A 26,759-nucleotide genomic window follows, 5' to 3' on the forward strand; every position below is an offset into this window, starting at 1 on the left:
TTGCGGGCAGCTTCGAGCCCTTAGGGGGCAGGATGAGAACAAGTCGAGCTGCTCGCTCTGCGCAATGCGGCGCGTCACGATCGCCGCACGGTGTTGTGCGAGCGGCTCCGGCGTAGTGGTGGCAGTGGATGCCGTTGCGGTTTCAGCGCTAACCTCTCGTGCCGCCTCTTCGCTCTCTGCCTCTTCACGGTTACGACGGCGCAGGCGAAGATCCAACAAGCCCATCACGTGGGCCGGCGTCAGCCAATGGCCCCACACTGTGTCCGGCGCCAACGCATTGCCATGGATCACGATGGCTGGCACGTGAAGCAGCGATAACTGGACGTAGCTCATGAAACACGCGGTCACATCGATGTCGATCAGCGTGGCGTGCATGGTCTGCTGATAGTTGACGCCGTCATCGAGCAGCGCGGCTGCGGCTGCGGCTGCGATCACCATGCCCCCAGCGCCGGCAGCCGGCTCCATCACCGTGATGAAGCCCTTGCGCTCGATCTCGGCCGCCGCGCCGGAGAACAGCATCTTGGCCATCAGGCGCGACACCTCGGACGGGGTAAAAAAACTGCCCGCGATAATGGTCGGCCAACTGCAACGCCTCAAAGATCTGACCTAGTGCATCCTTGTGGCCGCCCTCGAACGACTCCACTAGGTGGGCCAGCATGCGCGGGAAGCATTCGACCTCATCACGCTCGTAGTAGCGCTGGATGATTTCCAAGTTGCGCGCCTCGCGTGCGTCGTACTGCAGCAGGTCGACACGGTTGCTGATCGACAGCGCTGCAAGTTCGCAGAAGTTGCGGAACACCTCATGCCGTCGATGGCGGCGCGCGCATTTCTCAATTAATTTCACCAACGCCTGCTGGTGGGGGTCCAAGTAGGTAGACTGGCGCTTAGCCATAGTCACGAGCCTCCGTGAAGAAAGTGGTCGGGAAGCCCCGGGCGGTTACAAGCTGCCTGGGGCTTTTTCTTTCGGAGAGGCTTCTTGCGAGCGATCCTCTCGCTCGGCTTCCCTCGCTCCCGCCCAGGGGCGGGCGGGGGGGGGGGGATAGCCCTTGCCCTCACGGGCAAGGGTTGGGATCGGGTGGGGTTCGAGCAGCGAGCAACACGGCTGGTCGCCGCGTCGCATTGAGCATCCCCATCGCAAGTCCCCCTCACCGCCAGTGACGGGGTTACGATGGGGTGCGCGACGTGGTGACCAGCCGTGTCGCTGTGCCGGTAGCGGTGCCGACATCAGGCGGTCGGCATGACAGCGCCCTAGCGCTGGCGTGACGGCTGCGTCGGTGCCGCCCGCGGTCTGCGCCGCACGTGAGCGGACAAGCCAGGCGCGTGACAGTGCTTTGCGCGGGACTGGCCTGGGCACGGGCGGTGCAGGACGCCCGTCATGCACGGGCCGTCGGCCCGCACTTGGCCATCAGTCAGGAACGGCAATGCGAGACCAAACCTGGACCGCGCGCATCGATACGCAATTGCTGAAAAACATGGAAGACGCCGCCCAGAACAGGCAAGCGTTGTTGGCTAGATCACCAGGGCGAGCGACGCTGCCCTGAGCGAATCTAGATCAGCCGCCGACCCGGAAATGCTCCGGGCTCTGGCCAGCATTGACGGCACGCTGCAGCCAATCCGGCAAGTCTCCCTCGCCGTCCCATGTCTGGCCATCGGCGCTGCGATAGCGGACCTTCCCTGCAGCCCGCTGGCGCGACGGGAAGCATCCCGCGGCCACCAAGTCGGCGTGCGTCAGACCGTATTGCGCGATCTGCAGACGGACCCACGTGATCGCCTCGGCGCGACGCCTCGCGGGTGGGGTTTAAAACGGGTTTCAAAATATCAACCATCGCTCGTGACGTTGGCTCGCACACTGGTGCCGCTGTGGGCAAGTGTGGGTAGCCTCGTGGGCAACTTGTGAGCAGGCGCAGCCTGGTCATCGGGTTGTCCATCAGGCTATCCACACGGGCCGCGCCAGCGGCTGTCCACAGCTGGGTGGACCACCGCGGTCGGCATGGCGGTGGAGCTGCGCTAGGTACGCCCCCGCACAGGCCGTGCAAATCAGCTTCCGTCGGCGCGGTATAGATGAAGCCGTTCCTGGCCGTGCACGTATAGACCACTTGCCCGGGCTCACGCGTCATCTGAATCCGTGTCGCATGGGAAGCCAGACGCTGTTCAAGCGTATGCACATACTCTGCCGCACGCGCATCCTCGCGCTGCAGATAGACAAGCCAACCGATCATCCCGGCGATGATGGCGCCGGCCAAGACAAGCGGCCCCATACGCAAGGTTGGGTGGGACTTCAAAGCGATACTCCCCGGTAGTTGGATAAGGCAAACGGATCGGTGTGGCTGATGAAGGTGTGGCCTGCGGAATAGGCCACACCGCAGCGCAGCACCCAATAGCCGGTCTTCGGATAGACCTCCACCGGCTCACCGTTGCATGAGCCAACACGCAACCCATCCAGGTCTTCGAATCGCACCGCCCCCACGTCTGTCGCCAAAGGCCGGGGGTACTGCGCGCCGTTGACCAGGTACAGCCGTTCGGCGACGACGAAAAGGCCGGCAATCGCAACCCCCAACACGATCGTGGCTTTCAACTTGGTGATGGTGCGCATCGGTGCCCTGCCCTTCGGTGCTGAAAACCGTGCGTCATCGACGCGTGGCCAGCGCCCGCTCGATCTTCTGGTCGGTCTTGTATTGGCTCAGCGCATACACCGACCAGATGGCGGCCGGAATCCAGCCGATCACCGTGATCTGCAACAGCAAGCAGATGATGCCGGCGAACGGCCGGCCGATCGTGAAGAACTGCAGCCACGGCAACAGCAAAGCAAGCAACAAACGCATCGGGTTCTCCAAGGTTGTGTGTGAGGTTCGCCGGCTGCCGACTCGGCACGCACGGGCCGGCTACGCCAGATTCGTGTGGAGCACGGGGTGGCCATCTACCCAACCACAGGCCACCACCGCACAACAGAACTGAAGCAAGCGAAGCGCTCACATGACCAGCGCTTCGGGCTTCTGCAGCATGTACGAGAATTTCTCGCGTATCAATGCCTGCCGGGCTTCGACAAAGGCATCGAAGCGTTCCAACTGCCAAAGTTTCGGATCGTGCGGAATGAGGTGCAAATCTAGGTACTCACGATGGCTCGCTTCTGACGAAAAGCGGCCACGCGCAAACCACTCATGCGGCGGGATATCGCTCTTGCCACCCGCACCATTCTCGTCCGTCGTCAGCAGCATGCAGTTGGCGATCTGATCGCGCTGACTCTGCGGATACTTCATGAGATTGCGTCGACCCGTCTCCGGATTGAGCACTTTCTCGGTTCGCAGCAGACTCTGCGGAAAGATGTGGTCCACCGAAGGTGTGTTGCCGTTGTACGCCGGCTGGTAGTTGAAGCGCCGATACCAGAGGCTGAAGAACAAGTGGATCTCTCGGGAACCGTAGTGCTGCTCCAAAATGACGTGCGGCGTTATTTCCAGGCTACGCCCGGCCTCGCGAATCACGCCGTAGATTTCCGTGAGAGCGAAGTCTTTGCGGTCCTGGATATCCCGCACGATCTTGTCGATCAGCGTGTCAGGGTTCCCGCTGAAGACCCCCGTCACCAACACGCGCAGGAGATAGTCGGGAAGCTGGGTGTTTTTGGCGAACTTCTCCGGATAGTGGTAGCGGTAGTAGACAAGCGGAATCAACGCCAAGTAGGAGGGCATCGCCTTGTCCGACCGGATGTAGGTGCTGGCCACCAGCAGATCATGCACCGCCGTGATGGCACCCGATAGCGCCGGCCACTCGGCGACAATTTCTTCCTTGGTCTGGCCATCGCGGAACTTCCCCACTTCGTAACGCGCGCCCTTCCCCAGCACCGTCAGACACGTCTTTAGGACGAAGTCTCGATCGTAGGCAAAGCCCCCTTGGTTGAGCTTGCTCAGCAAGGCCTCCATCTCGCCATCGGCCTCGTCCCAGCTGGAACTCAAGAGCGAGAACAGCAAATCCGACTTGCCGAGTTTCGTCCCGCCTGAGTTGGCGCGGATAAAGATCTCAACGATATCGTCAACGCGATACGCCTCCGGGTTGTCGATGCTGTCGAGTTCCTGAAAGGTAATGTTGTCGTCGTTCACAAACTCCTGACGAGCCCGTGCGACGTTCAACTGAACTGACGTCAACTCCTTCTCGGTCAAATCGACACCGGCAGCCGCAATCAGCTCCTGTGCGATCTGTATGTCGAGCTTGCCATTCTTGAAGACGATGTCCTTGAAGCACACCCAGGGCCAACTGGCCGTTGCCTTGTCCTTGAAGGCAAAGCGATAGCGAATGTCTTCGGGTGCCACGTGTTGCCCGCTCGTGACGTCGAAGTACAACTCCTTGCCTTCGTAGCTTCCCTTGAGACCAATGTACAGGCTCTGCAGGCGCTGCTGGCCATCGAGCACCATCATCTTCGATCGGCTATTGTCCGGAACATAAAAATCCGTCAAGCGGATTTTCCGATGATAGGTATCAATGAAGCGCCGGTGCTTCACCGACTCCCTCGTCTTCCAGACCAATAGCGTACTGATTGGGTACTCACGCATGATGGAATCAAACAAACGCGTCATTTGCTCCGGACTCCACACAAATGGGCGCTGAATATTGGGAAGCCAGAACCCGCCCCCCTCCGATTCATCATTGTTAAGATACGAGACAATCTTGCGAATCGATAGCTTCCGATTTTGCACACCACCCCCTTTATTTGTGAACGCTGTTGAACGCGTAGCGTGAGAACGCCATCGACGGTGATGGGCCTTCCGGCGAACTGCGCTCCCCTTACTGTCGAGTCCAGCCTAGATCCTGGACGTCGTGTCGCCGTCGCCCCGGTGCCGCATTTGATTTCTTTCCGGCGAAGCTAGACGACGACTGTCTTAGGAACACGGACTTCCCACTCGTCGCTTGATGCCCGGATAGGGCGGCGTCATGCTAGCGGCGTTTTGCCCCGCCAGCGCTGAAAGAATTTGAAATCTGTGTTGGGGCGCAATAGCCACCCCGAAGCTGCTCATCCTCAGGATTGCGGTGCAAGTTTCGGCCACTTTCGACGCATCGTTTCCGTCACAAACCGAGCGAATGACCGCCCCACCTAGGGAGGGGACGACCCTTGTCGCCGGGCTCAATGGCCGGCTGCCCGCTGCAGCGGAACCAAATGTGATGGGAAGGGCGCGGCATGGTGGTGTTGTCATGGCGTACCGCCCGGGGAGAAACGCGCAGACCGCCCTGCCCTTCCTGGCTTCGTAAGGCTTTCTCATCACACACATTTACCGGCAGGCGCGATCATATCGGTTGAATGCACCAATACCGGCGGAGGCGTCGAGCTGGTCGACAGCGCCGCTATAATCCGGCGCGACACTTCACCAGGCGGGACGCAATGGGCTTCGAAGAACTGGCAGCATTGAAGGCGGAATTGGCCGAACAGGCAAAACGTGCGACACAGGCCAAGGCGGCGCAGGACCGCCGCGCGCCCGCCACCCAGGGGAAGCCACCTGTCGACGCCGTGGTGCGCATCATCGGCAAGCTGCAAAAGCACTTCCCGGTGGCATTCCCCAAGAACCCGGCGCCCAAGGTGCCGCTCAAGATCGGCATTTTCGACGATCTCCTGACGCACGCAACGGCGCTGGAGGTGACCGAAGCCGAGCTGCGCGATGCGCTTCGGACCTGGTGCCGTGGCGCTCGCTACTGGGCTTGCCTGACCGATGGCGCTCAGCGGCTGGATCTCACCGGCCAAGGCGTCGGGCAGGTCACGCAAGCCGAGGCGTACCGGGGTCAACAGTTGCGCGCGGGCCGCTCGCAACCCGACGCGGCACGGTCCAAGATGGCCTCTCAGCCAGAACAACCGCCGCGCGCTTAATTGCCGTCAAGGCGTCGTTTCAGCGTCCCCGCACAAAGGGGACCGTACTGCCGGCTGATGCCGGTGCACTCCATCGCACGGGTCAACCGTGTGTTGGACGGCGAACGTCCGGAGCTGATCTGCAGCCGCCAAGGATTTCCTCATGACGCCAATCGCCTACCTCACCCTCACCGGTGCGACGACAGCAAGCCGAGGACCTGCTCGAGCACGGCCGCCAGGTCTGGCTGACGCAGAACCGCCCCCAGCTCAGCGTAACTCTCATCACTCCCCTCGCGGAACATCGGCACGTATTGACTGTTGATCGCTTAGAAGTCCTAACAGAATGAATTTTGAAGCTGTCGCCAGCAGATGATGCAGCAAGCGATTTTCATGAATGCCTCGTGAATGATGGCGAGGCGTTCGAAACGAACACGCAGGCGCTTGAAGTTGTGCAGCCAGGCGATGGTGCGCTCGACGACCCATCGGGTCTTGCCCAGGCCACTGCCATGCGGTTGGCCGCGACGGGCGATTTGGGTGGAGATGCCGGCCGCGTGTAGCGGCCGACGATATTTGTCGTGATCGTAGCCACGGTCGCCTTGCACGATGGCTGGCTTTGACAACGGACGTCCACGCTTGCCGCGAATCGGCGGGATGGCCTCGATCAACGGCAGCAGTTGGGTGACATCGTGCCGGTTTGCGCCGGTGAGGATCAGCGCGAGGGGAATACCTTGCGCTTCGGTGACGAGGTGGTGCTTTGAACCGGGTCAAGCGCGATCGGTGGGATTGGGTCCTGTTTTTGACCCGATCCCACAGCGCGGACTGAGGAGGAATCAACGATGACAAGCGACCAGTCGATGCGGTCGGCCGCGCGCAGCTTTGCCAGCAGAACTTCGTGCAGTGGGTCCAAAACGCCCGCTGCCTGCCAGTCGCGCAGGCGGCGCCAGCAACTCATGCCCGAGCCGCAGCCCCTTTTCTGCGGCGGCATCTCCCAAGGAATGCCGGACTGCAGCACGAACAAGATGCCGGTCAGGACAGCACGATCGTCCAATGGCTTGCGCCCAGGGTATCGGGCTCGCCTTGGCTTCGGCACTGGGAGCAGTGGTTCGATCAGCGACCACAGTTCGTCATCGAGTATCGGTTTGGCCATACTCCTCGTACGCACCCGGTGAACCCATCTTGAAGGGAGCCAGGGGAGTAAGGAACATCGTGTCCATCTAAGTTTTGGGTGGGCACGTGAACACTACCGAAGAGAGCGCGCCGGTACTGCATCGACGTCGGCATAGCGCTGAGTTCAAGGCCAAGGCCGTGCAGGACTGCATGCAGCCGGGTGTTTCGATCGCGGCGGTAGCGCTGCGCCATCGGCTCAATGCGAATCTGCTGCGGCGCTGGGTCGCTGAGCAGGAAGAACGGGATGGCGCGCCCGAAGACCGCGAGTTGATGACCGTGCCGCAGGCCGAGTTCATCCCGCTGCGGATCGGCGAGCCGACATCGGCCATGCCGGATATCCAGATCGAAGTCCGACGGGGTGCGACGACGATCAGTCTTCGCTGGCCGGGATCGGCCGCAGCGGCATGTGCCCAGTTGCGGCAGGGGTGGTTGCGTTGATCCGGGTTGACGCAATCTGGTTGGCCGTGGAACCGCTGGACATGCGCGCCGGTACCGACACGATCCTCGCGCGGATCGTCAAAGTGTTCGGCGCGGCACGCCCCCACCACGCGTACCTGTTTGCCAATAAGAGCTCGACGCGCATGAAGGTGCTGGTCTACGACGGGTTCGGCATCTGGCTGGCCGCGCGGCGCCTGAACAAGGGGCGCTTCATCTGGACGAACGGCGACCAGGCGATCGCCACCGCGCTCAATCCCGAGCAATTGCGTGCACTGGTGACGGGGCTGCCTTGGCAGACGCTCACCCACGATCACGCGATCACGGTCGTGTAATACCCCCAAAGCCGTAAACTGGCTTCGCTTGGCGCAGTACTTGGGGTTCTGGCAGACTCGCCGCATGAACCTGCCCGCCAATCTCGATGCTCTGAGCCCGGACGAACTGCGCACACTGGCTGCGCAGTTGATGGCCCAGGTCGGTGAGAAGGACCGGGAGCTGCGTTACCGGCAAGCCAAGATCGACCAGCTCCCCCACGAGTTGGCCATCCACAAGCGCTGGAAGTTCGGCAAGCGCAGCGAGCAGCTGACGCCTGAACAGGCGAGTCTGCTGGACGAAGCCATCGACGCAGACCTCGAGGCGATTGAGGCCGAACTGGAAGCGCTCCAGCCGTCGTCCAAATCTGAAGCCAAGAGCAAGCCCAAGCGCCAGGCATTGCCGCCGCAGCTGCCGCGCACCGACATCCACCATGAGCCGGACGCACAGACCTACAGCTGCGGGTGTGCGCTCAAGCGCATTGGCGAAGACACCAGCGAGAAGCTGGACTACACGCCGGGCACGTTCACCGTGCAGCGTCACATCCGCGGTAAATGGGTGTGCGATCAGTGTGAGACGCAGGTGCAGGTGCAGGTGCAGGTGCAGGTGCAGGTGCAGGTGCAGGTGCAGGTGCAGGTGCAGGTGCAGGCGCCGGTGCCACCCCACGTCATCGACAAAGGCATCCCCACCGCCGGGCTGCTGGCGCATACGCTGGTGTCCAAGTTCGGCGACCACCTTCCCCTGTATCGGCAGGAGCGCATCTATGCACGCGCCGGTCTGGCCATTCCGCAGTCGACGCTGGGCGCGTGGGTGGGCATCTGTGGTGTGCGCCTGCAACCGCTGGTGGACGCCCTGCGAGACGAGATCCTGAACTACGGTGTTCTGCACGCCGACGAAACGCCGGTGCAGATGCTTGCGCCCGGCAATGGCAAGACGCATCGCGCCTACCTGTGGGTCTACGCGCCGAGCGAGTTCGAGAAGATGCGCGCGGTGATTTACCAGTTTGCGCCCAGCCGCAGCGGCGAGCACGCTCGCGCCTTCCTGGGGCAGTGGCAAGGCAAGCTGGTATGTGACGACTTCGCCGGCTACAAGGCCAGCTTCGAGGGCGGCATCACCGAGATCGGTTGCATGGCCCATTATCCCGAGTGCGGTTTTATCTGGTGCTCGATGCATGAACTGACTGTCCACACGGGGCACGAGGCTGGGGCGCAGCACTACATAAATTCAGCGCGTTCAATGAGTTATTGAATCCGATCAGACCGGGCTGGCGTATATGCGTGCATGGAAACGCATCCACCCAAGCCACAGCCATCCGAGCGGGCGCCTAGTGTGCAGGACATCCTGCGCGTATGGCGCAGCGATCGTTGTGTCCGCGCAGCAGTACCTGCAGTGGATCGGCCGGTTTCGACGCTATTGCCGTGCCCTTGGTCTTGAGGAAGGCGCGGAGCTATCACGCGACGGGGTCAAGCGCTTCCGGACCTGGTACACGTGTTCACGCAAGATCAACCCCGCGCATCTCGGTCTCGCGAGTTCGTCTCTGCGTTCGCTGCGGCGCGTTCACGAAGTCATGGGCTTGTCGGTATCGCCGTGGCAATCTATCGAACGCCGTCGGCCGCCTGCTACGGCGGTTCTGCGTGACTACGCTGGCCACCTTAGGCAACATCGTGGCAACCCCGAGGTCACGATTCGCAAGAAGCTCGACCATGTCGGCAAGCTGTTCGAGCACCTGCGCCGATCCCGCAAGTCCTGGCGTCATCTGAGCCTGCCCGACATCGACGCATTCCTCATCGAATGCGCCAGTCACTATGCACGCTCGACGACAGCCGACATCGCCAGCACGGTTAGATCCTTTGCCCGGTTTCTGCTGGCCAGCGGGCGCATTCGCACCGACTTGGCCGACGGGGTAATCTCGCCGGTACAGCCCAGGTTCGAACGCCCCCAGCGCGCGTTACCGTGGGAGGACGTTCGGCGACTGCTGCGCGCTGTGGACACGAGCACGGCACGCGGACTGCGCGACCACGCGTTGCTGTTGATGATGAGCACCTACGGCCTGGGCGCCGGCGAAGTGATCGGCTTGCAGCTGCAGGACATCGACTGGGATGCCCGTACGCTGCAGATGTCGCGACCGAAGACCAGCGTCAACTTCGTGTTGCCGTTGCTTCCCGCGGTAGCCAAGGTGCTGGCCCGGTACCTGCGGCATGGACGTCCGCCGCATACGCCTACACGGCATGTGTTCGTTCAGATGAAGGTGCCATTCGGCGCTCTCACGACGTCGGCGGCGGTGCGGCACGTGCTCATCAAACATGCCAAGGTCGCCGGAATCCAAGCGCCATACCTCGGCAGCCACGTCTTGCGGCACTCGAACGCCGCGCGGCAACTCGATGTTGGCACCAAGGCACGAGTACTGTCGGATTTGCTCGGCCATCGTGACCCAGATTCGGTGTCGGCCTACGTGCGTATCGCCACGCAGTCGCTGCGTGAGGTCTCTCTTCCGGTGCCGCGATGAGCACGAAGGTTACCGCTACCACCCTGTCCCGCGACGCAACGCAGTTCCTGGCGTTCAAGCGGGCCATGGGCATGGGCTACCGCCGCGCCGAGTTCGTGCTTAACGGCTTCGTGCGCTTCGTCCGTGACCGGTACGGCGACCGCCCGGCAGCATTAGACCAACTCGTGACACAGTGGGTGACGCGGATCGAGGGCCGCAAGGCCATCACGGTGGGCAACGAATTCGGCGTCGTGCGCCAGCTGTGCCTGTTCCGCCGCCGCAGCGATCCATCTGGCTTCGTCCCCGATCACGCGGTGGCGCCGGTCAAGGAGTCAGTATTCGTGCCTTACATCTTCAACCGAGAAGAGGTCCTTGCCTTGCTGGACGCCGCCACGCGGCACGAAGGGCGCAACATGTGGTGTGCGATGTTGCGCGCGCTCACGCTCGTACTGTACTGCACCGGGATGCGACTAGGCGAAGCCACCGGGCTGCATTTGGTCGACGTCGATCTACGCACCGCCGTTCTGACCGTTCAACGAAGCAAGGGGCGCTCGCGCATCCTGGCGATCCGCAACGACCTGGTCGTCGAACTACGTCACTACCTGCGCCAACGCGAGGAAGTCCTGGCGGCAAGCGGTGCTGACGATCCGTTGACCCTGTTCATCCGTCGCGACGGATCAGCGCTCTCTGTGCGTGCGGCCTCGGATGCGTTGCGATGTCTGCTACGCGATCTCGGTTTGAAGCCGCCACGCGGTCGCTCGGGTGCCAGGCCTTACGAGTTCAGGCATGCCTTCGCCGTACATCGGCTGACCGCTTGGGCCATCGAGGGTGTGGACGTGCACGCGAAGCTGCCGTGGTTGTCGGCCTATCTCGGTCACCAGAACGTCCTTGGCACGGAGGTGTACCTCAAGGCCACGCCTGAGCTGTTGCAACTGGCGAGCCAGCGCTTCGAGCTGCACTCGCGCCGCAAGCGCCCATTGCCATGAGACGATCGCCGGATGGTCTGTTCGCGCATGTGCAGTCGTACTTCACAGAGTACCTGCCGAAGCAGCAAGGTGCCAGCGTCCACACCGTCCGGGCCTACCGTGATGCGCTGACGATGCTGTTCAAATTCGTTGCTGAACAGCGCGACCGAGGGGTTGCTTCCTTGCAGCTCGGCGACATCGACGCTGATGCCGTGACGCACTTCCTGGATCATATCGAGACGCAGCGATCGAATTCGGCAGCAACCCGCAATTGCCGCCGAGCGGCGATCCGTGGCTTCGTCAAACATCTGCTACGCAACGACCTGACGCACTCACAGCAGTACATGCGGATGTTGGCTATCCCAGCGAAGAAAGCGCGGCAGCGACCAGCGACCTACCTTGAGGCGGAGGACGTCCGCCTGATCATCAGCATGCCCAATCGGCGCACCGTCGACGGTTGGCGTGACTATGCGCTTCTGCTCTTCCTCTACAACAGTGGTGCTCGGGTCAGCGAGGCCGCCGGGCTTCGGTGGGACGATCTGCAATTGGCCGCACCAAGGCAGGTTCGCCTGCGCGGCAAGGGCAAGAAAGAGCGACTGTTGCCGCTGTGGACCGAGACGGCCAACGCGCTGCACCGCCTGCGCGGAATGCCAGGCGCTACCGATGAGCAGTGCGTATTCCTCAATCGACATAGCCAGCCTATGACACGCGACGGCGTCACCTACGTTCTCGGCAAACACGTAGCAGCAGCGGCTCGCGACAACCCAGTGCTGCAACGCAAGCACATCACGCCACACGTTCTGCGCCACAGTTGCGCTGTTGCGCTTCTGCAGTCAGGAACAGACGTGACGGTGATCCGCGATTATCTCGGCCACGCCAGCGTCGCCACGACCGGCCGCTACATCACGACCAACCTGCAGATGAAGCGAGAGGCCATGCACGCATTCTGGAAGAAGGCTGGAATTGAACCAGCGAACGCGAAGTCATGGAAACCAAAGGGCGATATGCTCGCGTTCTTGAAGTCCCTTTGAGCAATCCGGATTTATTTGGGGTTCGGGTCATCGATCGACCGCATGAATGCTGCCGCCAAGTGCCTTCACTCAAGATAAAACCGCACTCGGGATAATGAGCCTTATGCGGAGCTCCGCATAAGGCCCATGCCCGCCGCAAGTTCTTTGAACTGCACGACAAGCACAAGAGCGAATTGGCGGGCAAGGCGCTGCGCTACATGGTGAGCTTGTATGAGATCGAGGCGGAAATGCGGGATGCTGAGCCAGACCAGCGCCTGGCAGCGCGGCAGCAAAGAGCTGGCCCGATTCTAGAGCTGCTGCACGCCTGGCTCGAGGAACAACGCCACCGCGTCCCGGAAGACTCGGCGATCGCGCGGGCCATTGACTACAGCCTCAAGCGGTGGCCGGCACTCGTGCGTTACATCGACGATCCTGCGGTACCCATCGACAACAACCATGTCGAGCGGCAGATCCGGCCGGTTGCCCTGGGTCGCTCCAATTGGTTGTTTGCAGGCTCACTGCGCGCCGGTCAACGCGCGGTTGCCGTCATGAGCCTGATCCAATCGGCCAAGCTCAACGGGCACGATCCGTACGCCTATCTGAAAGACGTACTCACGCGATTGCCGACCCACAAAGCGTCCGACATCGCCGAACTGCTCCCGCATCGCTGGAACCCCAGCGCTACCTAACTGGCAAGACGGGTTCACCGGGTGCTTACTACCATACTCTATCGGATACGATTTATACAGATTACCGGCTGGACACGTCAGACTTGGACTCGAGCCGCCAACATCTTGGGGGCGGCCGCCATTGGCCCCCTATCCCTGAAGCAAAGGTTTCGAGTGACTCGTGGCTGAGCCGCAAATCGCACAGAGAGGTTTATCGCTTGTCGCCGTCTGCGTGCCTCAGTCGGCGAGTACTTGCACGAGTCAGACCGCCAGGCCGAGTCGAGTGCCGAGTAGCCATGCGATCTGTATAGGGATCAGCTTTGCCTGCTTGACCGCCTCAAGCAACCTTCCCACCAGACCATACGCCGGCATCCGCTAGCCTTAGATTGCTGCCATCTGAGCGCTGTATGCGTGCACTTAGATCGAAATGCTAGGAGCGCACAGCGGCGAGCCGACGATTCGCATCGGAAAATGGGCCAATTTAAACGCGCTAGAGCGTATTATGCACTTTGAAAGGCAGGGACGGCGTGAACGAGTATGAGCATGGCAAAGACGACGAAATGCAAGCCGGCGAGCGTTTCAGGCAAACGCTCGTAGTCGCGAGCGAGCCTTCGAAAGCGATTGAGCCATCCGAAACTGCGCTCGACGACCCATCTCCGCGGCAGCAGGACAAAGCCTTTCATCGCCTCCGGCAGTTTGATGACATGCAATTCGATGCCTTCGTCCCGCGCAGCTTGCGCAGGCTCTTCACCGGTATAGCCTTGGTCGGCAAAGGCAAGCTTTACTGTCTGCCCTGTCACAAGTTGCACCTCTCGTGCGAACGCCTGAACCTGCACGCTCTTGTTCATTGGCCGGCGTGATATGAACCGCCAGCAAGTGCCCGAGCGTATCGACGGCCATATCACCTTGCTTCCCCGTTTGCGCTTGTAGCCGTCGTAGCCCGCGCGCGGACCACTCTCGCAGGTCAACTGCAACGTACGCCCGTCGAGAATGACCGCACTCGGCTGACCTTGCCGCCCTTGTGCGACGCGCAGCACCGAACGCAAATCCTGAACCATGGCCTCGAAGCAGCCCGCTCGCAACCAGCGCTGAGTCTGCTGGTACACCGCCTCCCATGGCGGAAAGTTCGTCGGCAGCATGCGCCACGCGGCTCCCGCGCGTGCCAGCCAACGCAGCGCGTTGAACAACTCTCGCAAGTCATACCGCCTTTGCGGCGCGTCTTGGTCCATCAGCGTCAAATACGGGGCCGCGAAGCTCCATTCTTCGTCCGTCACGTCGCTCGGATAGGGGTTTCTCCATAACGCTTCGACTCAAGCCGCTACGGAAAGTGCATAACACGCTCTAGAGCCTGGGCGTGTCTTCGGTCGGGTGATGTGCCGCCGGGTGGGGGGGGAAGCGTCTATCTCGAGTGCAATTCAACACGAAACCGTGATCGCAAAGGAAAAGCGGGCGCTCCATCGCCTGCCAGCCCATCACTCAAGCAAACTCCCTCATCCCCGCTGCGACACCCTCCGCCAAGTAGGGGGTCCGACGACCACTTCGCACACCCCAGCGGTAAAAGACCAGGCCCACCACGGCAACCGAGGCCAAATCCCAGCCGGGGGGAATGACGCCAATGCCACCAAACTCTTCCCCGCCCAGCCACGACAGCAGCGCGATGGCTGGCAGATACAAGATGAGCCACCATGCAGACTGGAGTTCCGCACCAAAACCACGCCATCCAGCCTTGGCCTGGTAGTACAGGTAGAGCGGCAACGCCGCGACCATCAGCACAATCACCTGCCCCGTCAGCGGCCACCTTGCCCAGTAGAGCACCAGCGTCGCGCAGACAAAAGCGAATGGAGCAATTAACGACATACCGCGAATATGCAGCGGACGCTGAATGTCGCTTGCGTGTTCGCGTAGCGCCATCAGGCTAACCGGGCCGGCCAGAAACGAAATCACGACGGCAACCGAGATCACGGCAGCCAAGGCGCCCCACCCACGGAAGAAGAACAGGAAGACGAACGACACCGCCAGGTTGAACCACATGGCCTCTCGCGGTACACCATAGATCGGGTGGGTATTGCCGAAGAGTCGGGGCATTGTGTCATTGCGCTCCATGGCGTGAATCATGCGGGCCGTGGTTGCCGTGTATATGGCGCCGGTACCGGACGGGCTAATGAAGGCATCGACATACAGCATCATGGCCAGCCAGTTCAGATTCAAAGCAAGCGCCAGCTCGGCAAACGGCGACGTGAAGTCCAGATGAGACCAGCCCTCGCGGATGCTTGCGGGGCTTACCGCGCCAATGAACGCAACCTGCAGCAACACATAGATGACCAGCGCGACAAGAATGGAGCCCACGACCGCAAACGGGATGCTGCGCGCCGGGTTCCGCGCCTCGCCAGCTAGGCTCACCGGGCTTTGGAAGCCGTTGAAGCTGAAGACAATGCCACTTGTGGCCACTGCAGTCAGGACAGCCGACCAGCCATAGGGAGCGAAGGCTGCGCCCGTACCCATCGCAAAGTTATCCGTGTGGAACCCACCCCAGGTCAGCCCAACGATGGTGAGCGCCGGCACGGCAATCTTGAAGACCGTAATGGCCGAATTCGTCTTCACGAACAGCTTGACGCCCCAATAGTTCAGAAGGAAGTAGACGACCACGAGAGCAGCACTGGCAACCAGGCCGGGGGTCGTCAATTCGCCGTTGAACATAAGCCGTCGCGCCCAGGGATATGACCACGACGCCATGTACTGCACGGATGCAATGGCCTCAATCGGGATGACGGAGACAATCGAAATCCAGTTCGCCCATGCGCTGACGAAGCCAACAAGCGAACCATGAGAGTAGCGAGCGTAGCGCACCATACCTCCCGATTCCGGGAACATGGCACCCAGCTCCACATAGGTCAATGCAATAGCCAGGATGACCACCGCGCCAATCAACCAGGCCAGAATGGCAGCCGGGCCTGCAATCTTCGCGGTGTGCCATGCCCCAAACAGCCAGCCGGAACCGATGATCGAGCCCAGCCCGGTGAACATCAGGGGTATCGGCCCGATACTGCGCTTTTGCGTCGAACTCATTGTTGTCTCCATTTCGTAGGTGCGCACGTCTTCCGGACGATAAGGAAGACCTCATCGCCGCGATGGTGCACTTCTTGGTAGGTTTAGAGAAAAGAGGCTGTCGAATCAGCGTGCTAGCTAGGCAACCTGGCGCGCGTAAATGGATTTGCGGAATTCGCCCAACAGTTGCCAATGCTCAGGCGTCAATAGTTGATCAGGCCTGCGTTTGCCCGAGACGATTGAGCACGACGTCGAGCAACACTTCAGCGCCCATGACAAGCTGTTCGTCGTCGGTGTGCTCACGCGGGTTGTGGCTGATGCCGCCCTTGCTCGGGACGAAGATCATCGCTGCAGGCGCTATGCGGGCAATCATTTGGGCGTCATGCCCGGCGCCGGAGGTCATGCGACGATGGGTGAATCCGAAACCGTTTGCTGAAGCCTCGATGGATGCCACGAGGCTGGCGTCGAACACCACCGGCTCAAAGCGGGCCAGGCGCTCAGTCGTGATCTTTACGCCTTCCTGTTGAGCGGCCTTCTCCAGGAACGCTGCGAACTGTTGCTCGGCGTGCTTCAATCGCTGTTCGTCGGGATCGCGAAGATCAACTGATAGCGTGGCGCGGCGCGGAATGACGTTGATGACGTTCGGCTGAACGCTCAAGCAACCAACGGTCGCCAGGGTTGTCCCGCCGGAGTTCTGCGCGAGTTCGCGCAGGAACGTCACGATGGACGCCGCCACCAGCCCAGCGTCGTGCCGCAGGTGCGTAGGCGTGGTGCCCGCATGATTGGCATTGCCTTGAATGGTGACCTGCTGCCACGAGATGCCCTGCAGGTTCTCAACCACGCCAATCTGGATGCCTTCCGCTTCCAGAATCGGACCCTGCTCGATATGGAGTTCGACATACTCATGCGGAACGATGGCGCCCGGCTCCAGGTCTCCCGCGTAGCCGATGCGGACCAACTCATCGCCAAGACGGGTTCCGTCCGTGCCAACAGTATCGAGGGCCTCTTCAACCGAAAGGCCGCCGGCATAAACGAGCGACCCCATCATGTCGGGCTGATAGCGAATCCCCTCTTCATTGGTGAAGGCGCCAATCATGATGGTGCGAGCCGGTGCCATGCCAGCCTCCCGGTACGCTCGCGTGACGGCCAAGCCAGCAAGCACGCCATAGCAACCGTCCAGGGCACCAGCATTCGTTACGGTATCGATGTGGGAGCCCATCATCAGCGGCGCTTGGGTACCGTCATCAGTATCCGAGCGAAGCACGCCGAACAGGTTCCCGATACGATCTACGACAACGTCGAGTTCCAGTTCACGCATCCATTGCATAACCAAGTCGCGGCCGGCTTTTTCGTCATCCGTTAGTGCGATCCGGGTCCGCCCACCCACGGCAGAATCCACCCCAATCTCTCCCAACTCACGCAATTGGGCAAGCAGCTTGGTCCCGTTGAGCCTGATGGTGTTCTGATGGTCTTGCATGATGTTCTCCAAACGCATTCAAAAATGTATGTGCCGCCCGCCCAACCAGCCTTGTTGAGGCCAACTGCTCGTGGTGCAAATGGAAAAAGCGGCGACGTTGTTCGTCGCCGCCCCTCTTCTCACGTACGTAGCGTGACAGGGTATGTCTGGATACGTGCTTACCAGGCTTCGGAGAAGAAGAAACGTTGCCTACCGAGAGCCTCTACCGCTAGCTTGCTGGCTCCAGTACGGCGTCGCTCGCAGCGAAATCGACGTGACTCTCCAGCGCCTGTTTCGCAACCTCGTAGAAGTACTCGGCACCTGTAACCAGGACGTCGTCGTTGAAATCATAGGCACTATTGTGCAGCGGCACTGAGCCTAACTCGCCGGATACGCCATTGCCGATAAACACAAAAGCGCCGGGGACCTTGGTTAGAAATGCCCCAAAGTCCTCCGAGATCATCATCGGCTCGATGTTGGACGTAACTCGTTCGGGACCCACCACGCGTCGAGCGGCCGACACAGCCACAGGCACGCATGCTGCCCAATTCACTGTGGGGGCAAACTCGTGTGTGTACTCGAATTCGCACTCTGCTTCGTAGGCGCGGCAGATCCCCTCGCAGATAGCGTGCATCCTGTTTTCCAACAAGCGCTGTACCTCAGGGCTGTAACTACGCGTATCGCCCTTGATCACAACATTCGTCGGGATCGCATTGCGAATCCCATCGGTAGTGAACTCGGTGCACGAAACCACTGCTGATCGGCTCGGGTCCACGCTACGCGAGACGATCGTCTGCAGGGCCAGAACAATCTCCGCCCCGATCACCAGAGGGTCGACACCCATGTGCGGCCGAGCAGCGTGCGTTCCTCGGCCCTTGATCTTGATGACGAAGTTGTCCTCGCTGGCCATGATTCCACCGAGACGCGTTGCAATGGCGCCAGCTGGCATGCCCGGCATGTTGTGGGCGCCAAAGATCGCGTCGACGGGGAACCGTTCAAAGAGGCCATCAGCCATCATTGCTTTCGCGCCACGCCCGTGCTCCTCTGCCGGTTGGAACACGAAGCGGACTGTGCCATTAAAGTCGCGCCGCTCGGACAGCAGCCGTGCTGTGCCGAGCACCATCGCCATGTGGCCATCGTGTCCGCACGCGTGCATCTTTCCCGGGATACTGGAGGCATGTGCCCGGCAGCCGGCACTCTCGGTGATATTTAGCGCGTCCATGTCTGCACGAATGCCGACCGTACGGCCGCCGCTGCCGACCGTCAGGTTCGCGACGAGCCCCGTTCCACCGATCCCCCGGTGCACTTCCAGCCCCATGCCTTCAAGGGCTGTCGCCACGTAGTCAGATGTCAGCTTTTCCTCGAAGCCCGTTTCCGGGTGCCTATGCAAATGGTGGCGCCATTGGGCCATCTGGAAATGCAGTTCGTAAGGATTGCTCATAGCACTATCGTCCGTGGTGGTGGATGCCCTCTGGTTGGCAATGTGATTGCCAACCAGAGAACTCTCGTTTTTTTATCTCACGACATCCAGGTCTTTCCAGGTGCCCGCTTCATACTGCCGAACCGTGATCGCGCCGTTCATGATGTCGCCCTTGTCGTCGAACTGGATGGGCCCAGTGACCCCTGTCATTCGTAGCTTGTGCAGAGTCGGCAGGTAGACTTTGGGGTCGACCGAGTTTGCTTCCTGCATGGCTTTAGCCATCGCCATTGCTGTGTCGTAGGCAAAGGGCGCGTAGAGCTGGACAGGTGTGCCGAACCTCGCCTCGAAGCGCTTGAAGAATGCAGGGCCTTGCGGCATGCGGGCTGGTGGAACACCTGCAAGCGTGCAATACATCTGGCCGGTCATGGCGGCACCAGCAAGCTTGATGAATTGGGGCGTGCAGGCCTCGTCTCCGACGATGAACTTCGCGTTGAGCCCCAGACGCAGCGCTTGTTGCGCGAGGGCTGCGCTCTGAGTGTCGCCACCGGCGAACACCACACCATCAGGGTTCTGACCTCGAATGCTCGTCAACGCAGCCATCCAGTTTGATGTCTTGTCAGTTCCGTACTCGCGCCGCACCACTTTGCCGCCGGCAGCGATCACCGCTTTCTCTACCTCGTCGGCGAGGCCTCGGCCGTAGGCGGTTCGATCGTCAACGATGGCAACACGCGACGTCGTAAGGTTCTTGACGAGGAATGTGCCAATTACCGTGCCCTGGCGCACGTCATTGGCCACCATGCGGAAGACGTTGTTGAATCCCTGCGCCGTCAGCTTGGGATTGGTCGCCGACTCCGTGATCATCGGAATGCCGGCATCCGTATACACCTTGGAAGCAGGAATCGACGTGCCTGAGTTTGCGTGGCCGACTACGCCAGCCACTTGCTCGTCCACCAGCTTTTGCGCCACCAGCACCGCCGTCTTCGGGTCCGCCCCGTCGTCCTGAGAGGCGAGCGCGAACGTCACCTTTTGACCGGCGATTGAGAGTTTCCGCGCGTTCAAGTCTTCAATCGCAAGCCGTACGCCGTTCTCGTCGTCCTTCCTGATATGGGAAAGCTCGCCCGACAGAGGAGACACTTGCCCAATTTTGACCGTGACGTCAGCAAGTGCGAACGGCGGTGTAGTAAGCGTCACGGCGACAAGCAGGCCCGCAGTGGCTGTCAGTGTTACGTGGTGCCCCATGATGTCTCCTCCTAGTTCGGACGCTCTGATACGGCGGAACGTTGTTGTTTGCTGCTCTGTTCCGTATCCCAGATGCCTTGGTAGGAGTCTATGCAGGTGCCCCGCACGTCTTTCTCCAATTGAGGCCTATTTTTGCAAGAGTGACGCGTTTTGCTTTGGAGTTTTGCCGCTTTGTTCATCTTGGCCAGCACACCGCATGCTTGCGCGCCCTGACAGCAGGATCGACAACCTGAGGAGCATGCATTCGTACACGGGGCGCGATCGAAGGTCGCTGGCATTTGAGCGCCCCCGCGCGCGTCGTTCTTGCATTTCGCGGACGAAAATCGCTCAAAAATACACAAACCGACGCAATACGATTGGATGAACTCGGCGACGCTACTGCGTGCGCTAGGTGACTCACACATTCAATCGGAGATTCAGATGCTTATCGCGAACCAGCGCGCTTCCCACTCGGCCTATCCCGCGCAACTCAAGGCTGTCATGTCTGTGGAGAAAGCGGAGGAAAGTCGGAAGTGGCTGTCGAGCTGGGAAGGCATCAACCGTGGCGCCACCCCTCTTTTCGATTTGCCGAACCTGGCGGCAAAGCTGGGGGTTGCCCAAGTCCTTGTCAAAGATGAGTCCACTCGCTCGCCGCTTGGCAGCTTCAAGGCACTCGGCGCTCCCATTGCACTTGTACGACTGATCCTGCGACTCTGGCCAGAGGACAAGATCGATCCGATTGCCCTGTTCGCGGGCGAGTACAAGACGGGCTTGGCCAACTTCACGGTCATCAGCGCCACCGACGGCAACCATGGCAAGGCGTTGGCCGCCGCGGCACGCAGCATCGGCTGCCGCTGCATGATCGTGCTACACGCAAATGTGAGTGTGGAACGGGAAGAGGCAATTGCAGCGTACGGTGCGGAAATCTTACGTATCCAGGGCAACTACGATGAGTCCGTTGCCGAGGCAGCTCGCCTCGCAAAGGCTAGTGGATGGCATGTCGTCTCCGACACTTCGTACGAAGGCTACGAGGAGATCCCACGTGACGTGATGCAAGGCTATGGCACGGTCGCGGCCGAGATCGTGGAATCCTGTGGCACTACCGCCTCTGGGACCGCGCCGTTCACGCATGTTTTCCTGCAAGGTGGCGTTGGTGGTATGGCCGCAGGTATTGCCAGCTACTTCTGGGAAACCTACGGAGAGAAGCGCCCGACCTTCGTGATCGTTGAGCCCGAACAGGCTGACTGCCTTTATCAAAGCGCGATCCAGGGTACCGCCGCCAAGGCAACGGGTTCCGTGGATTCCGTGATGGCAGGCCTCGCCTGTGGCGAAACCTCTCCGCTGGCATGGCGATTCCTGGAGACCGGGACGGACTACTTCATGACCATCCGAGATGAAGATGCCGTACGAGCCATGCAACTACTTGCGCGCGGAAGCGAGCGGGACATCCCCATCGTTTCCGGCGAGTCCGGTGCGGCGGGACTGGCTGGCCTGGTGACCCTGGGCAATGCGACCGAACTCGCCGCCAAGGTGGGCTTGAATCGCAGCTCACGCGTGCTGCTGATCAGTACGGAAGGGGCGACTGCACCTTCTTTCTATGCGCAACTAGTCGGTGAATCTGCCAATGCCGTGGTGCTGCGTCAGAAGACCTGGGCGCAAACGAAGGCCGCCTGACTCGTTCCCGTTGCTGGTGGTCGTGCCGCTCTGCGCGTCCGTGGCATACAGAATCTTTCGGGCCGAATCATGACAACTGCACACAACAGGACACGGGATGCGGCGATTGCTGCAGCCCTTCAAGCATTCGACTCCGGGAGCTTCTTCGCCACCCTAGATCGACGCGTTGACTACCATACCACACCGAGAGCCAGGATCCGACGCGGGCCCCGCAGCTTCACGCCTATCTTCAGGACGAGATCACCCCAGACCTGCATCGCCTGGGGTTTCAGACCAGGCTCGTACCCAATCCTGCCAGCGTTGATGTCCCTGTGCTCCTGGCGGTTCGTCATGAAGGCGATGATCTTCCAACGGTGGTGACGTATGGCCACGGCGACGTGGTGCGTGGATATGACGCACAGTGGAAGAAGGGACTACAGCCCTGGAAAATCGTCGTGGACGGTGATCGGTGGTACGGCCGTGGCATCGCTGACAACAAGGGACAACACACCGTCAACCTTACGGCATTGGAAGCTGTCATCGCGACGCGAGGAGGCAGGCTCGGATTCAACGTGAAGATCATCTTCGAGACCGGCGAAAAGATCGACTCGCCAGGCCTGGATCGTATTTGTGCCGATGAAAAAGCCTCCCTTTCCGGTGATCTCTTTCTGGCTTCCGATGGCCCTCGCGTGTCTGCCGACCGGCCCACGATCTTCCTGGGATCACGAGGCGAGTTGAACTTCGACCTTGAAGACAATCTTCGCGACGGTGGCCACCACTCCGGCAACTGGGGTGGCGTACTGCGCAATCCCGCGGTGGTCCTCGTGCATGCGATTTCCACCATGGTGGATGGGAATGGTCGCATCCTGGTCGACGGTCTGCGGCCGCCGCCAGTCTCAGACGCCGTCCGGGAGGCACTGGCGGATGTTGAGTTGGGAAAAGACGCGAATGCTCCAGAGATCGACCCGACATGGGGCGAGCCGGGCCTGAGTTCCGCTGAGCGCGTGCTGACTTGGAATGCCATCGAAGTGCTGGCATTCAAGTCCGGCAATCCGGAAGCACCCGTCAATGCCATTCCACCGACAGCGCGAGCGCATTGCCAACTGCGCTTCGTCGTTGGAACGGACTGGGAACATGCCCAGGTGCATCTTGATGCCCACTTTGCACGGCTGGGGATCAAGGATGTGAAGGTCAACATTAAGCCCGCCGTAGCGGCAACGCGCCTGGATCTGCATGATCCGTGTGTGGATTGGGCGCGCGCTTCCATTCAGCGAACGACGGGCAAGAAGCCGGCGCTTATTCCGAACCTCGGTGGCACGGTACCTAACGCCGTTTTTGCCAAGACGCTAGGGCTGCCAACGGTTTGGGGGCCGCATTCCTATCCGGCATGCTCGCAACACGCCCCCAATGAACACCTCCTCGGTTCCGTTGCGCGCGAAGCGCTCGCCCTGATGGCTGGCCTTTGGTGGGATCTCGGTGAGTCGGCGTCCCAAGTGATTGCCGCACGCCGAGCAGCAGTCTCGGGATGAGTGCCGTCTCCTTGTGAGTGGCCTTTACCGTCTCGGGTAGCGCAACGTTGTTGCGAATGGTGGGGCCACATAGGCTGAATCTTGCGGCAACGGGCGCAACAAAGCTGCGACAATCTGCGGAGTTGGGGTGCTCGCACCCGATCTCCCAAGATGGGGTGACCACATGCTCCTTGACGCGTACGACATCAAACTGCTGCGCTTGCTGCAGGAAAACAGCAAGCTGTCTCAGCGCCAGCTATCTGAGGCGGTCAATCTTTCTCCGTCCGCCGTGAATCGGCGGATTGCCGCACTCGAGGCGAGCGGTGTCATTACCTCCACCGTGTGCGTAGTCGAGCCGACAGCAGTTGGTCGGCCCATCACCATCCTGGTCGAGGTCAAGCTGGAGAGCGAGCGGCTGGATCTGCTCGACGAAGTCCGCAATCGCTTTAACAACTGCCCTCAGGTCCAGCAGGTCTACTACGTGACCGGCGACTTTGACTTCATGTTGATTGTCAACGTGAAGGACATGACGGAATACGAACAGCTCACCCGCGAGCTGTTCTTCGTCTCTGGGAACATCAAGGCATTCAAAACTTACGTTGCCATGCAGCGGTCAAAAGTGTCGTTGACCGTACCGCTGGAGCTATAAGCGCTTGCGCCGACGCGCTACGTACAAGCCGCTATCCAACAGCCGCTTCGCTGAGCAGCCACTCGCGAAAGGCTTCGAGTCTGGGCAAACTGGCGGATTCGGATCGATACACCACGTAGTAGGCGAGCGCTGAGACAAACTCGACCTCAGGAAAGAGTCTGACCAGTCGCCCTGCCGCAAGATCGTCCCGGGCCATGACGCTACGGGCCAACGCTACCCCGTGGCCGTCGATGGCTGCCTGCAGCACCGCAGCGGAGTTGTTGATCCGCATGCCACGCTTGGTGGTGACCGTCGTCACCCCCGCTTTCTCCAGCCATGCGTCCCACGATGCGAACCCTTCGTGGCTATCGACTGACAGGTCATGGATCAGCGTTTCCTTGGCTAGATCGGTTGGGCTGCGGAGCCGCCGTTTTTGGCGCAATAGCTCAGGCGAGCAGACGGGGTAGATTTCTTCGTCCATAAGCTTTTCCGCCACCAGGCCCGCCCAGTTTCCAGCACCATAGCGAACGCCAATGTCAACCCGCTGGGCGATGAAGTCGACCGGCTTGAGATTGGTATCGAGCCGCACGTCCGTATCAGGCCATGCCGCCTGGAACCGATCGATGCGCGGCAACAGCCACTTAGCAGCAAAAGCCGGGCTGACCGTCACCGTAAGCACACCGTTTGGCGATGCCTCTTTGAGCCGCTCAAGTCCAATGCTCAATCGATCGAACCCCGCCCGTATGTCCGGCAGTGCGCGCTCTGCAGCCTCGGTGGCAACAAGTCGCGCTCGCCCGCCACTGCTTCGGTGGAACAGCGGAGTGCCGAGTGCCTCTTCCAAACTACGAACTAGCTGGCCGACCGCAGCCGGAGTGACGTTCAACTCCGTCGCGGCGGCGGAAAAGCTCTGATGTCGCGCACTTGCCTCAAACGCGCGCAATGCATTTAGGTAGATTGGAGCCTTCATGATGAGAAAGTTAATCTTTTAACCAACCCCAGAATATCTCATTTGCGACATACCGTGCAGAGTCGAAGAATGTGCGGCAAAGGCAGCGATGCCTTCAGCCAATCACTTGATACCCTAGGAGCGTGTTTGTGAATAGTTATTCTTCGATGAAACCTGTCAAGGCCATCATGCGTGTGGCTGCAGCGTTAGCGCTGTCCATCTCGTCAGTGCATGTGTTTGCCCAATCCGCTCTGCATGTGTACGGGCCTGGCGGTCCCGCTCCGGCGATGAAAGAGGCTGCGGCGGCATTCGAAAAGCTGACGGGCACACACGTCGATGTCACGGCTGGACCGACACCATCATGGATCGACCGCGCACGTGGCGATGCGGACCTGATCTACAGTGGGTCCGAGACAATGATGACGGACTTTGTTGATGCGATGGGCGACCAGCTCACGCACCAGGCGCCTGTGCCGCTATATCTCCGACCTATGGCCATCCTTGTTCGCCCTGGCAATCCCCTCCATATCCGCGGACTTGCAGACTTGCTCAAACCTGGCGTGAAGATTCTGGTCGTCAATGGTTCCGGCCAGAATGGAGTATGGGAGGACGTCGCAGGCCGCCTCGGCGATATCCGTACGGTGGCGGCAATGCGCCGCAACATCGTAAGTTATGCGGGTAACGCTGCAATTTCGCAGCAAACGTGGATTGCACAGCCCGACATCGACGCATGGCTAATCTGGAGCCATTGGCAGGTGGCCAATTCGTCTCTCGCCGACTTGGTGCCCATTGAGCCGAAGTACGCCATCTACCGCGATGCAGGCGTGGCCGTGACTAAGCGTGGCGCAGAAAAGCCCGATGCCCAGCAGTTTGTTGACTTCCTTCGTTCCAAAGCGGGGGCGGCGATCTTTGCCCATTGGGGCTGGATGACCGGCAAACAAGTCAAGGGTCGGGAGAATCAAAATTACTGAGCCGACAATGGTCTCACCGCGGACGTGCGCCACGTGCACAAGGCCGATGGAGATTCCAGCGTCCTACTTCGGGATCGTCCTCGGGTTGGCCGGTCTTGGCCAAGCGTGGCGCACAGGGGTGCGGCTATGGCACTTGCCACCAGCCGTGGGCGAGACAATTCTGGCCTCGGCCGGACTGGTCTGGGCCATCCTGATTCTTGGTTACTTGTGGCAAACCATTCGCAACTTTGGGGCCGTAAAGGCTGAGTTCCTGCATCCCGTGCGGGGCAGCACGCCCGCGTTGCTGGCGATCTCCACTTTGCTTGTCGCCGTGGCGGTTCTGCCCTACTCCGTGCCTTTGGCGTGGTGCTTGGCCATCAGTGGCATTGCGTGGCATGTGAGCTTCTCCCTCTGGCACACAGGCACGTTGTGGCAAGGCGGCAGAAACGTAGCCGACATGGCCCCGACCCTGTACCTGCCAACCGTTGCAGGTAATTTCACCAGTGCGGCAGCACTGGGCTCATTCGGGTATCCAGATTGGGGCTGGTTATTCCTGGGCGTTGGACTGTTCTCATGGCTGGCCCTCGAATCCCTGGTCATCCACCGGCTCTCACATTCTGCACCGTTGCCCACGGCTCAACGGCCCTTGGTCGGCATTCAGTTCGCCCCACCGGCCGTATGTGCCATGGCTTGCTTGGCGTTGTCTCCTGGTAGCGCCGACCACTGGCTCCTCATGCTGTGGGGCTACGGCCTTTTCCAGTTGCTACTTGGACTCCGTCTTGGGGCTTGGTTGGGCGCGCAACCCTTCGCTCCGGCTTACTGGGCATACACGTTCGGCGTTGCTGCCGTCACGGTCAGCGGCCTAAAACTGGCACAGTCGGGAGTTCGATCTGCGCAAGCGTTGGCGCTGCCGGTATTCGTCGGTGCCAATCTGTTCATTGGCTACCTCGCCATCCGCACGATCCGCCTGCTATTCATGCGGAGGGCCTCGTCACAGCGGCCAGTCCCACCACAGGCTGGTTGATTCTTCGCAATATCAAGGCGGCCAGGAACGCAATCAACCCACCGG

21 protein-coding genes and 5 pseudogenes are annotated in these 26,759 nt (G+C 60.7%); 13 read left to right on the plus strand and 13 right to left on the minus strand.

Going from position 1 to position 26,759, the window contains the following annotated elements; translation table 11 throughout:
- The 6 genes and pseudogenes from PI87_RS28295 to PI87_RS27145 form a co-directional block, all read right to left on the minus strand.
- Positions 1-516 (minus strand): annotated as a pseudogene (locus PI87_RS28295) (hypothetical protein); the annotation flags it as partial.
- Positions 398-892 carry a hypothetical protein gene (locus tag PI87_RS29795; protein WP_232314105.1) on the minus strand — a complete coding sequence of 165 codons (495 nt, stop codon included), beginning with the start codon at positions 890-892 and terminating at the stop codon, positions 398-400. The gene PI87_RS29795 and the pseudogene PI87_RS28295, both read right to left, overlap by 119 nt.
- A gap of 660 nt (positions 893-1,552) precedes the next feature.
- Positions 1,553-1,768, minus strand: a complete 216-nt coding sequence (locus tag PI87_RS28900; RefSeq protein WP_084210128.1) for an H-NS family nucleoid-associated regulatory protein — start codon at positions 1,766-1,768, stop codon at positions 1,553-1,555.
- Between the two features lie 510 nt (positions 1,769-2,278).
- On the minus strand, positions 2,279-2,593 hold the full coding sequence (locus tag PI87_RS27135; protein WP_052321801.1) for a hypothetical protein: 315 nt from the start codon (positions 2,591-2,593) through the stop codon (positions 2,279-2,281).
- 34 nt (positions 2,594-2,627) lie between these two features.
- Positions 2,628-2,822, minus strand: a complete 195-nt coding sequence (locus PI87_RS27140) for a YqaE/Pmp3 family membrane protein (protein ID WP_039600858.1) — start codon at positions 2,820-2,822, stop codon at positions 2,628-2,630.
- A 147-nt stretch (positions 2,823-2,969) separates the two neighbouring features.
- Positions 2,970-4,685, minus strand: coding sequence for a GmrSD restriction endonuclease domain-containing protein (locus tag PI87_RS27145; RefSeq protein WP_039600859.1), 1,716 nt, complete (start codon positions 4,683-4,685; stop codon positions 2,970-2,972).
- A gap of 680 nt (positions 4,686-5,365) precedes the next feature.
- Between PI87_RS27145 and PI87_RS27150 the strand changes: the two genes are divergently transcribed.
- A complete protein-coding gene (locus PI87_RS27150) occupies positions 5,366-5,845 on the plus strand; it encodes a ProQ/FinO family protein (RefSeq protein ID WP_039600860.1) in 480 nt (159 codons plus the stop codon).
- Between the two features lie 314 nt (positions 5,846-6,159).
- Here PI87_RS27150 and PI87_RS28905 read toward each other — a convergent pair.
- Positions 6,160-6,971, minus strand: a pseudogene (locus PI87_RS28905) (IS5 family transposase).
- Positions 6,972-7,057: 86 nt separating this feature from the next.
- Here PI87_RS28905 and tnpA point away from each other — a divergent pair.
- The 7 genes and pseudogenes from tnpA to tnpC (PI87_RS27195) form a co-directional block, all read left to right on the plus strand.
- Positions 7,058-7,429, plus strand: coding sequence for an IS66-like element accessory protein TnpA (gene tnpA / locus PI87_RS27165; RefSeq protein WP_039600863.1), 372 nt, complete (start codon positions 7,058-7,060; stop codon positions 7,427-7,429).
- Positions 7,396-7,761 carry an IS66 family insertion sequence element accessory protein TnpB gene (tnpB, locus tag PI87_RS27170; RefSeq protein ID WP_157003271.1) on the plus strand — a complete coding sequence of 122 codons (366 nt, stop codon included), beginning with the start codon at positions 7,396-7,398 and terminating at the stop codon, positions 7,759-7,761. Before tnpA ends, tnpB begins: the two co-directional genes overlap by 34 nt.
- Positions 7,762-7,825: 64 nt before the next feature.
- Positions 7,826-8,875, plus strand: a pseudogene (gene tnpC, locus PI87_RS27175) (IS66 family transposase); the annotation flags it as partial.
- Between the two features lie 229 nt (positions 8,876-9,104).
- The gene (locus PI87_RS27180; RefSeq protein ID WP_198139641.1) at positions 9,105-10,244 is read left to right on the plus strand and encodes a site-specific integrase; all 1,140 of its coding nucleotides are present in this window, start codon (positions 9,105-9,107) and stop codon (positions 10,242-10,244) included.
- Complete coding sequence (locus tag PI87_RS27185) at positions 10,241-11,209, plus strand: tyrosine-type recombinase/integrase (protein WP_039600864.1); 969 nt, start codon at positions 10,241-10,243, stop codon at positions 11,207-11,209. The genes PI87_RS27180 and PI87_RS27185 overlap by 4 nt, the downstream gene beginning before the upstream one ends.
- On the plus strand, positions 11,206-12,219 hold the full coding sequence (locus PI87_RS27190) for a site-specific integrase (RefSeq protein ID WP_039600865.1): 1,014 nt from the start codon (positions 11,206-11,208) through the stop codon (positions 12,217-12,219). Before PI87_RS27185 ends, PI87_RS27190 begins: the two co-directional genes overlap by 4 nt.
- A gap of 122 nt (positions 12,220-12,341) precedes the next feature.
- Positions 12,342-12,887: pseudogene (tnpC, locus tag PI87_RS27195) on the plus strand (IS66 family transposase); the annotation flags it as partial.
- A gap of 479 nt (positions 12,888-13,366) precedes the next feature.
- Here the strand turns inward: tnpC (PI87_RS27195) and PI87_RS27200 are convergent.
- The 5 genes from PI87_RS27200 to PI87_RS27220 all read right to left on the minus strand — a co-directional run bounded on the left by PI87_RS27200 (position 13,367) and on the right by PI87_RS27220 (position 20,026).
- Positions 13,367-14,140: an IS5 family transposase gene (locus tag PI87_RS27200; protein ID WP_232314106.1), complete on the minus strand. Its 774-nt coding sequence runs from the start codon at positions 14,138-14,140 to the stop codon at positions 13,367-13,369.
- A 202-nt stretch (positions 14,141-14,342) separates the two neighbouring features.
- Positions 14,343-15,932, minus strand: a complete 1,590-nt coding sequence (locus tag PI87_RS27205) for an APC family permease (RefSeq protein WP_039600866.1) — start codon at positions 15,930-15,932, stop codon at positions 14,343-14,345.
- Positions 15,933-16,125: 193 nt separating this feature from the next.
- Positions 16,126-17,388 carry a Zn-dependent hydrolase gene (locus PI87_RS27210; RefSeq protein WP_039600867.1) on the minus strand — a complete coding sequence of 421 codons (1,263 nt, stop codon included), beginning with the start codon at positions 17,386-17,388 and terminating at the stop codon, positions 16,126-16,128.
- A 208-nt stretch (positions 17,389-17,596) separates the two neighbouring features.
- Entirely contained in the window at positions 17,597-18,808 is a 1,212-nt protein-coding gene (locus PI87_RS27215) for a M20 aminoacylase family protein (RefSeq protein ID WP_039600868.1), read from the minus strand.
- Positions 18,809-18,880: 72 nt separating this feature from the next.
- A complete protein-coding gene (locus PI87_RS27220; RefSeq protein ID WP_084210129.1) occupies positions 18,881-20,026 on the minus strand; it encodes a branched-chain amino acid ABC transporter substrate-binding protein in 1,146 nt (381 codons plus the stop codon).
- A 420-nt stretch (positions 20,027-20,446) separates the two neighbouring features.
- On the opposite strand from PI87_RS27220, the gene PI87_RS27225 reads away from it, so the two are divergent.
- From PI87_RS27225 to PI87_RS27235, 3 genes and pseudogenes are all read left to right on the plus strand, one after another.
- Complete coding sequence (locus tag PI87_RS27225) at positions 20,447-21,679, plus strand: diaminopropionate ammonia-lyase (RefSeq protein WP_039600869.1); 1,233 nt, start codon at positions 20,447-20,449, stop codon at positions 21,677-21,679.
- A 69-nt stretch (positions 21,680-21,748) separates the two neighbouring features.
- Positions 21,749-23,187: pseudogene (locus PI87_RS27230) on the plus strand (M20 family metallopeptidase).
- 163 nt (positions 23,188-23,350) lie between these two features.
- On the plus strand, positions 23,351-23,815 hold the full coding sequence (locus PI87_RS27235; protein ID WP_039600878.1) for an Lrp/AsnC family transcriptional regulator: 465 nt from the start codon (positions 23,351-23,353) through the stop codon (positions 23,813-23,815).
- Between the two features lie 31 nt (positions 23,816-23,846).
- Here PI87_RS27235 and gcvA read toward each other — a convergent pair whose 3' ends face one another.
- Entirely contained in the window at positions 23,847-24,761 is a 915-nt protein-coding gene (gene gcvA / locus PI87_RS27240) for a transcriptional regulator GcvA (RefSeq protein WP_039600870.1), read from the minus strand.
- 128 nt (positions 24,762-24,889) lie between these two features.
- On the opposite strand from gcvA, the gene PI87_RS27245 reads away from it, so the two are divergent.
- Entirely contained in the window at positions 24,890-25,711 is an 822-nt protein-coding gene (locus PI87_RS27245) for a substrate-binding domain-containing protein (RefSeq protein WP_332308723.1), read from the plus strand.
- Positions 25,712-25,757: 46 nt separating this feature from the next.
- Positions 25,758-26,714 (plus strand): dicarboxylate transporter/tellurite-resistance protein TehA, encoded by a 957-nt coding sequence (gene tehA / locus PI87_RS27250; protein WP_039600872.1) that lies wholly within the window; start codon positions 25,758-25,760, stop codon positions 26,712-26,714.
- Positions 26,715-26,759 lie beyond the last annotated feature (45 nt).

Origin of the sequence: Ralstonia sp. A12, from assembly GCF_000801955.1 — a bacterium.
GTDB lineage: Bacteria > Pseudomonadota > Gammaproteobacteria > Burkholderiales > Burkholderiaceae > Ralstonia.

Bases quoted from the DNA above. Each gene is read 5' to 3' on its own strand.
- PI87_RS29795 (WP_232314105.1), bottom strand. From the start codon at position 892: ATGGCTAAGCGCCAGTCTACCTACTTGGACCCCCACCAGCAGGCGTTG.
- PI87_RS27135 (WP_052321801.1), bottom strand. From the start codon at position 2,593: ATGCGCACCATCACCAAGTTGAAAGCCACGATCGTGTTGGGGGTTGCG.
- PI87_RS27140 (WP_039600858.1), bottom strand. From the start codon at position 2,822: ATGCGTTTGTTGCTTGCTTTGCTGTTGCCGTGGCTGCAGTTCTTCACG.
- PI87_RS27150 (WP_039600860.1), top strand. From the start codon at position 5,366: ATGGGCTTCGAAGAACTGGCAGCATTGAAGGCGGAATTGGCCGAACAG.
- tnpB (WP_157003271.1), top strand. From the start codon at position 7,396: ATGTGCCCAGTTGCGGCAGGGGTGGTTGCGTTGATCCGGGTTGACGCA.
- PI87_RS27185 (WP_039600864.1), top strand. From the start codon at position 10,241: ATGAGCACGAAGGTTACCGCTACCACCCTGTCCCGCGACGCAACGCAG.
- PI87_RS27190 (WP_039600865.1), top strand. From the start codon at position 11,206: ATGAGACGATCGCCGGATGGTCTGTTCGCGCATGTGCAGTCGTACTTC.
- PI87_RS27205 (WP_039600866.1), bottom strand. From the start codon at position 15,932: ATGAGTTCGACGCAAAAGCGCAGTATCGGGCCGATACCCCTGATGTTC.
- PI87_RS27210 (WP_039600867.1), bottom strand. From the start codon at position 17,388: ATGCAAGACCATCAGAACACCATCAGGCTCAACGGGACCAAGCTGCTT.
- PI87_RS27215 (WP_039600868.1), bottom strand. From the start codon at position 18,808: ATGAGCAATCCTTACGAACTGCATTTCCAGATGGCCCAATGGCGCCAC.
- PI87_RS27220 (WP_084210129.1), bottom strand. From the start codon at position 20,026: ATGGGGCACCACGTAACACTGACAGCCACTGCGGGCCTGCTTGTCGCC.
- PI87_RS27225 (WP_039600869.1), top strand. From the start codon at position 20,447: ATGCTTATCGCGAACCAGCGCGCTTCCCACTCGGCCTATCCCGCGCAA.
- PI87_RS27235 (WP_039600878.1), top strand. From the start codon at position 23,351: ATGCTCCTTGACGCGTACGACATCAAACTGCTGCGCTTGCTGCAGGAA.
- gcvA (WP_039600870.1), bottom strand. From the start codon at position 24,761: ATGAAGGCTCCAATCTACCTAAATGCATTGCGCGCGTTTGAGGCAAGT.
- tehA (WP_039600872.1), top strand. From the start codon at position 25,758: ATGGAGATTCCAGCGTCCTACTTCGGGATCGTCCTCGGGTTGGCCGGT.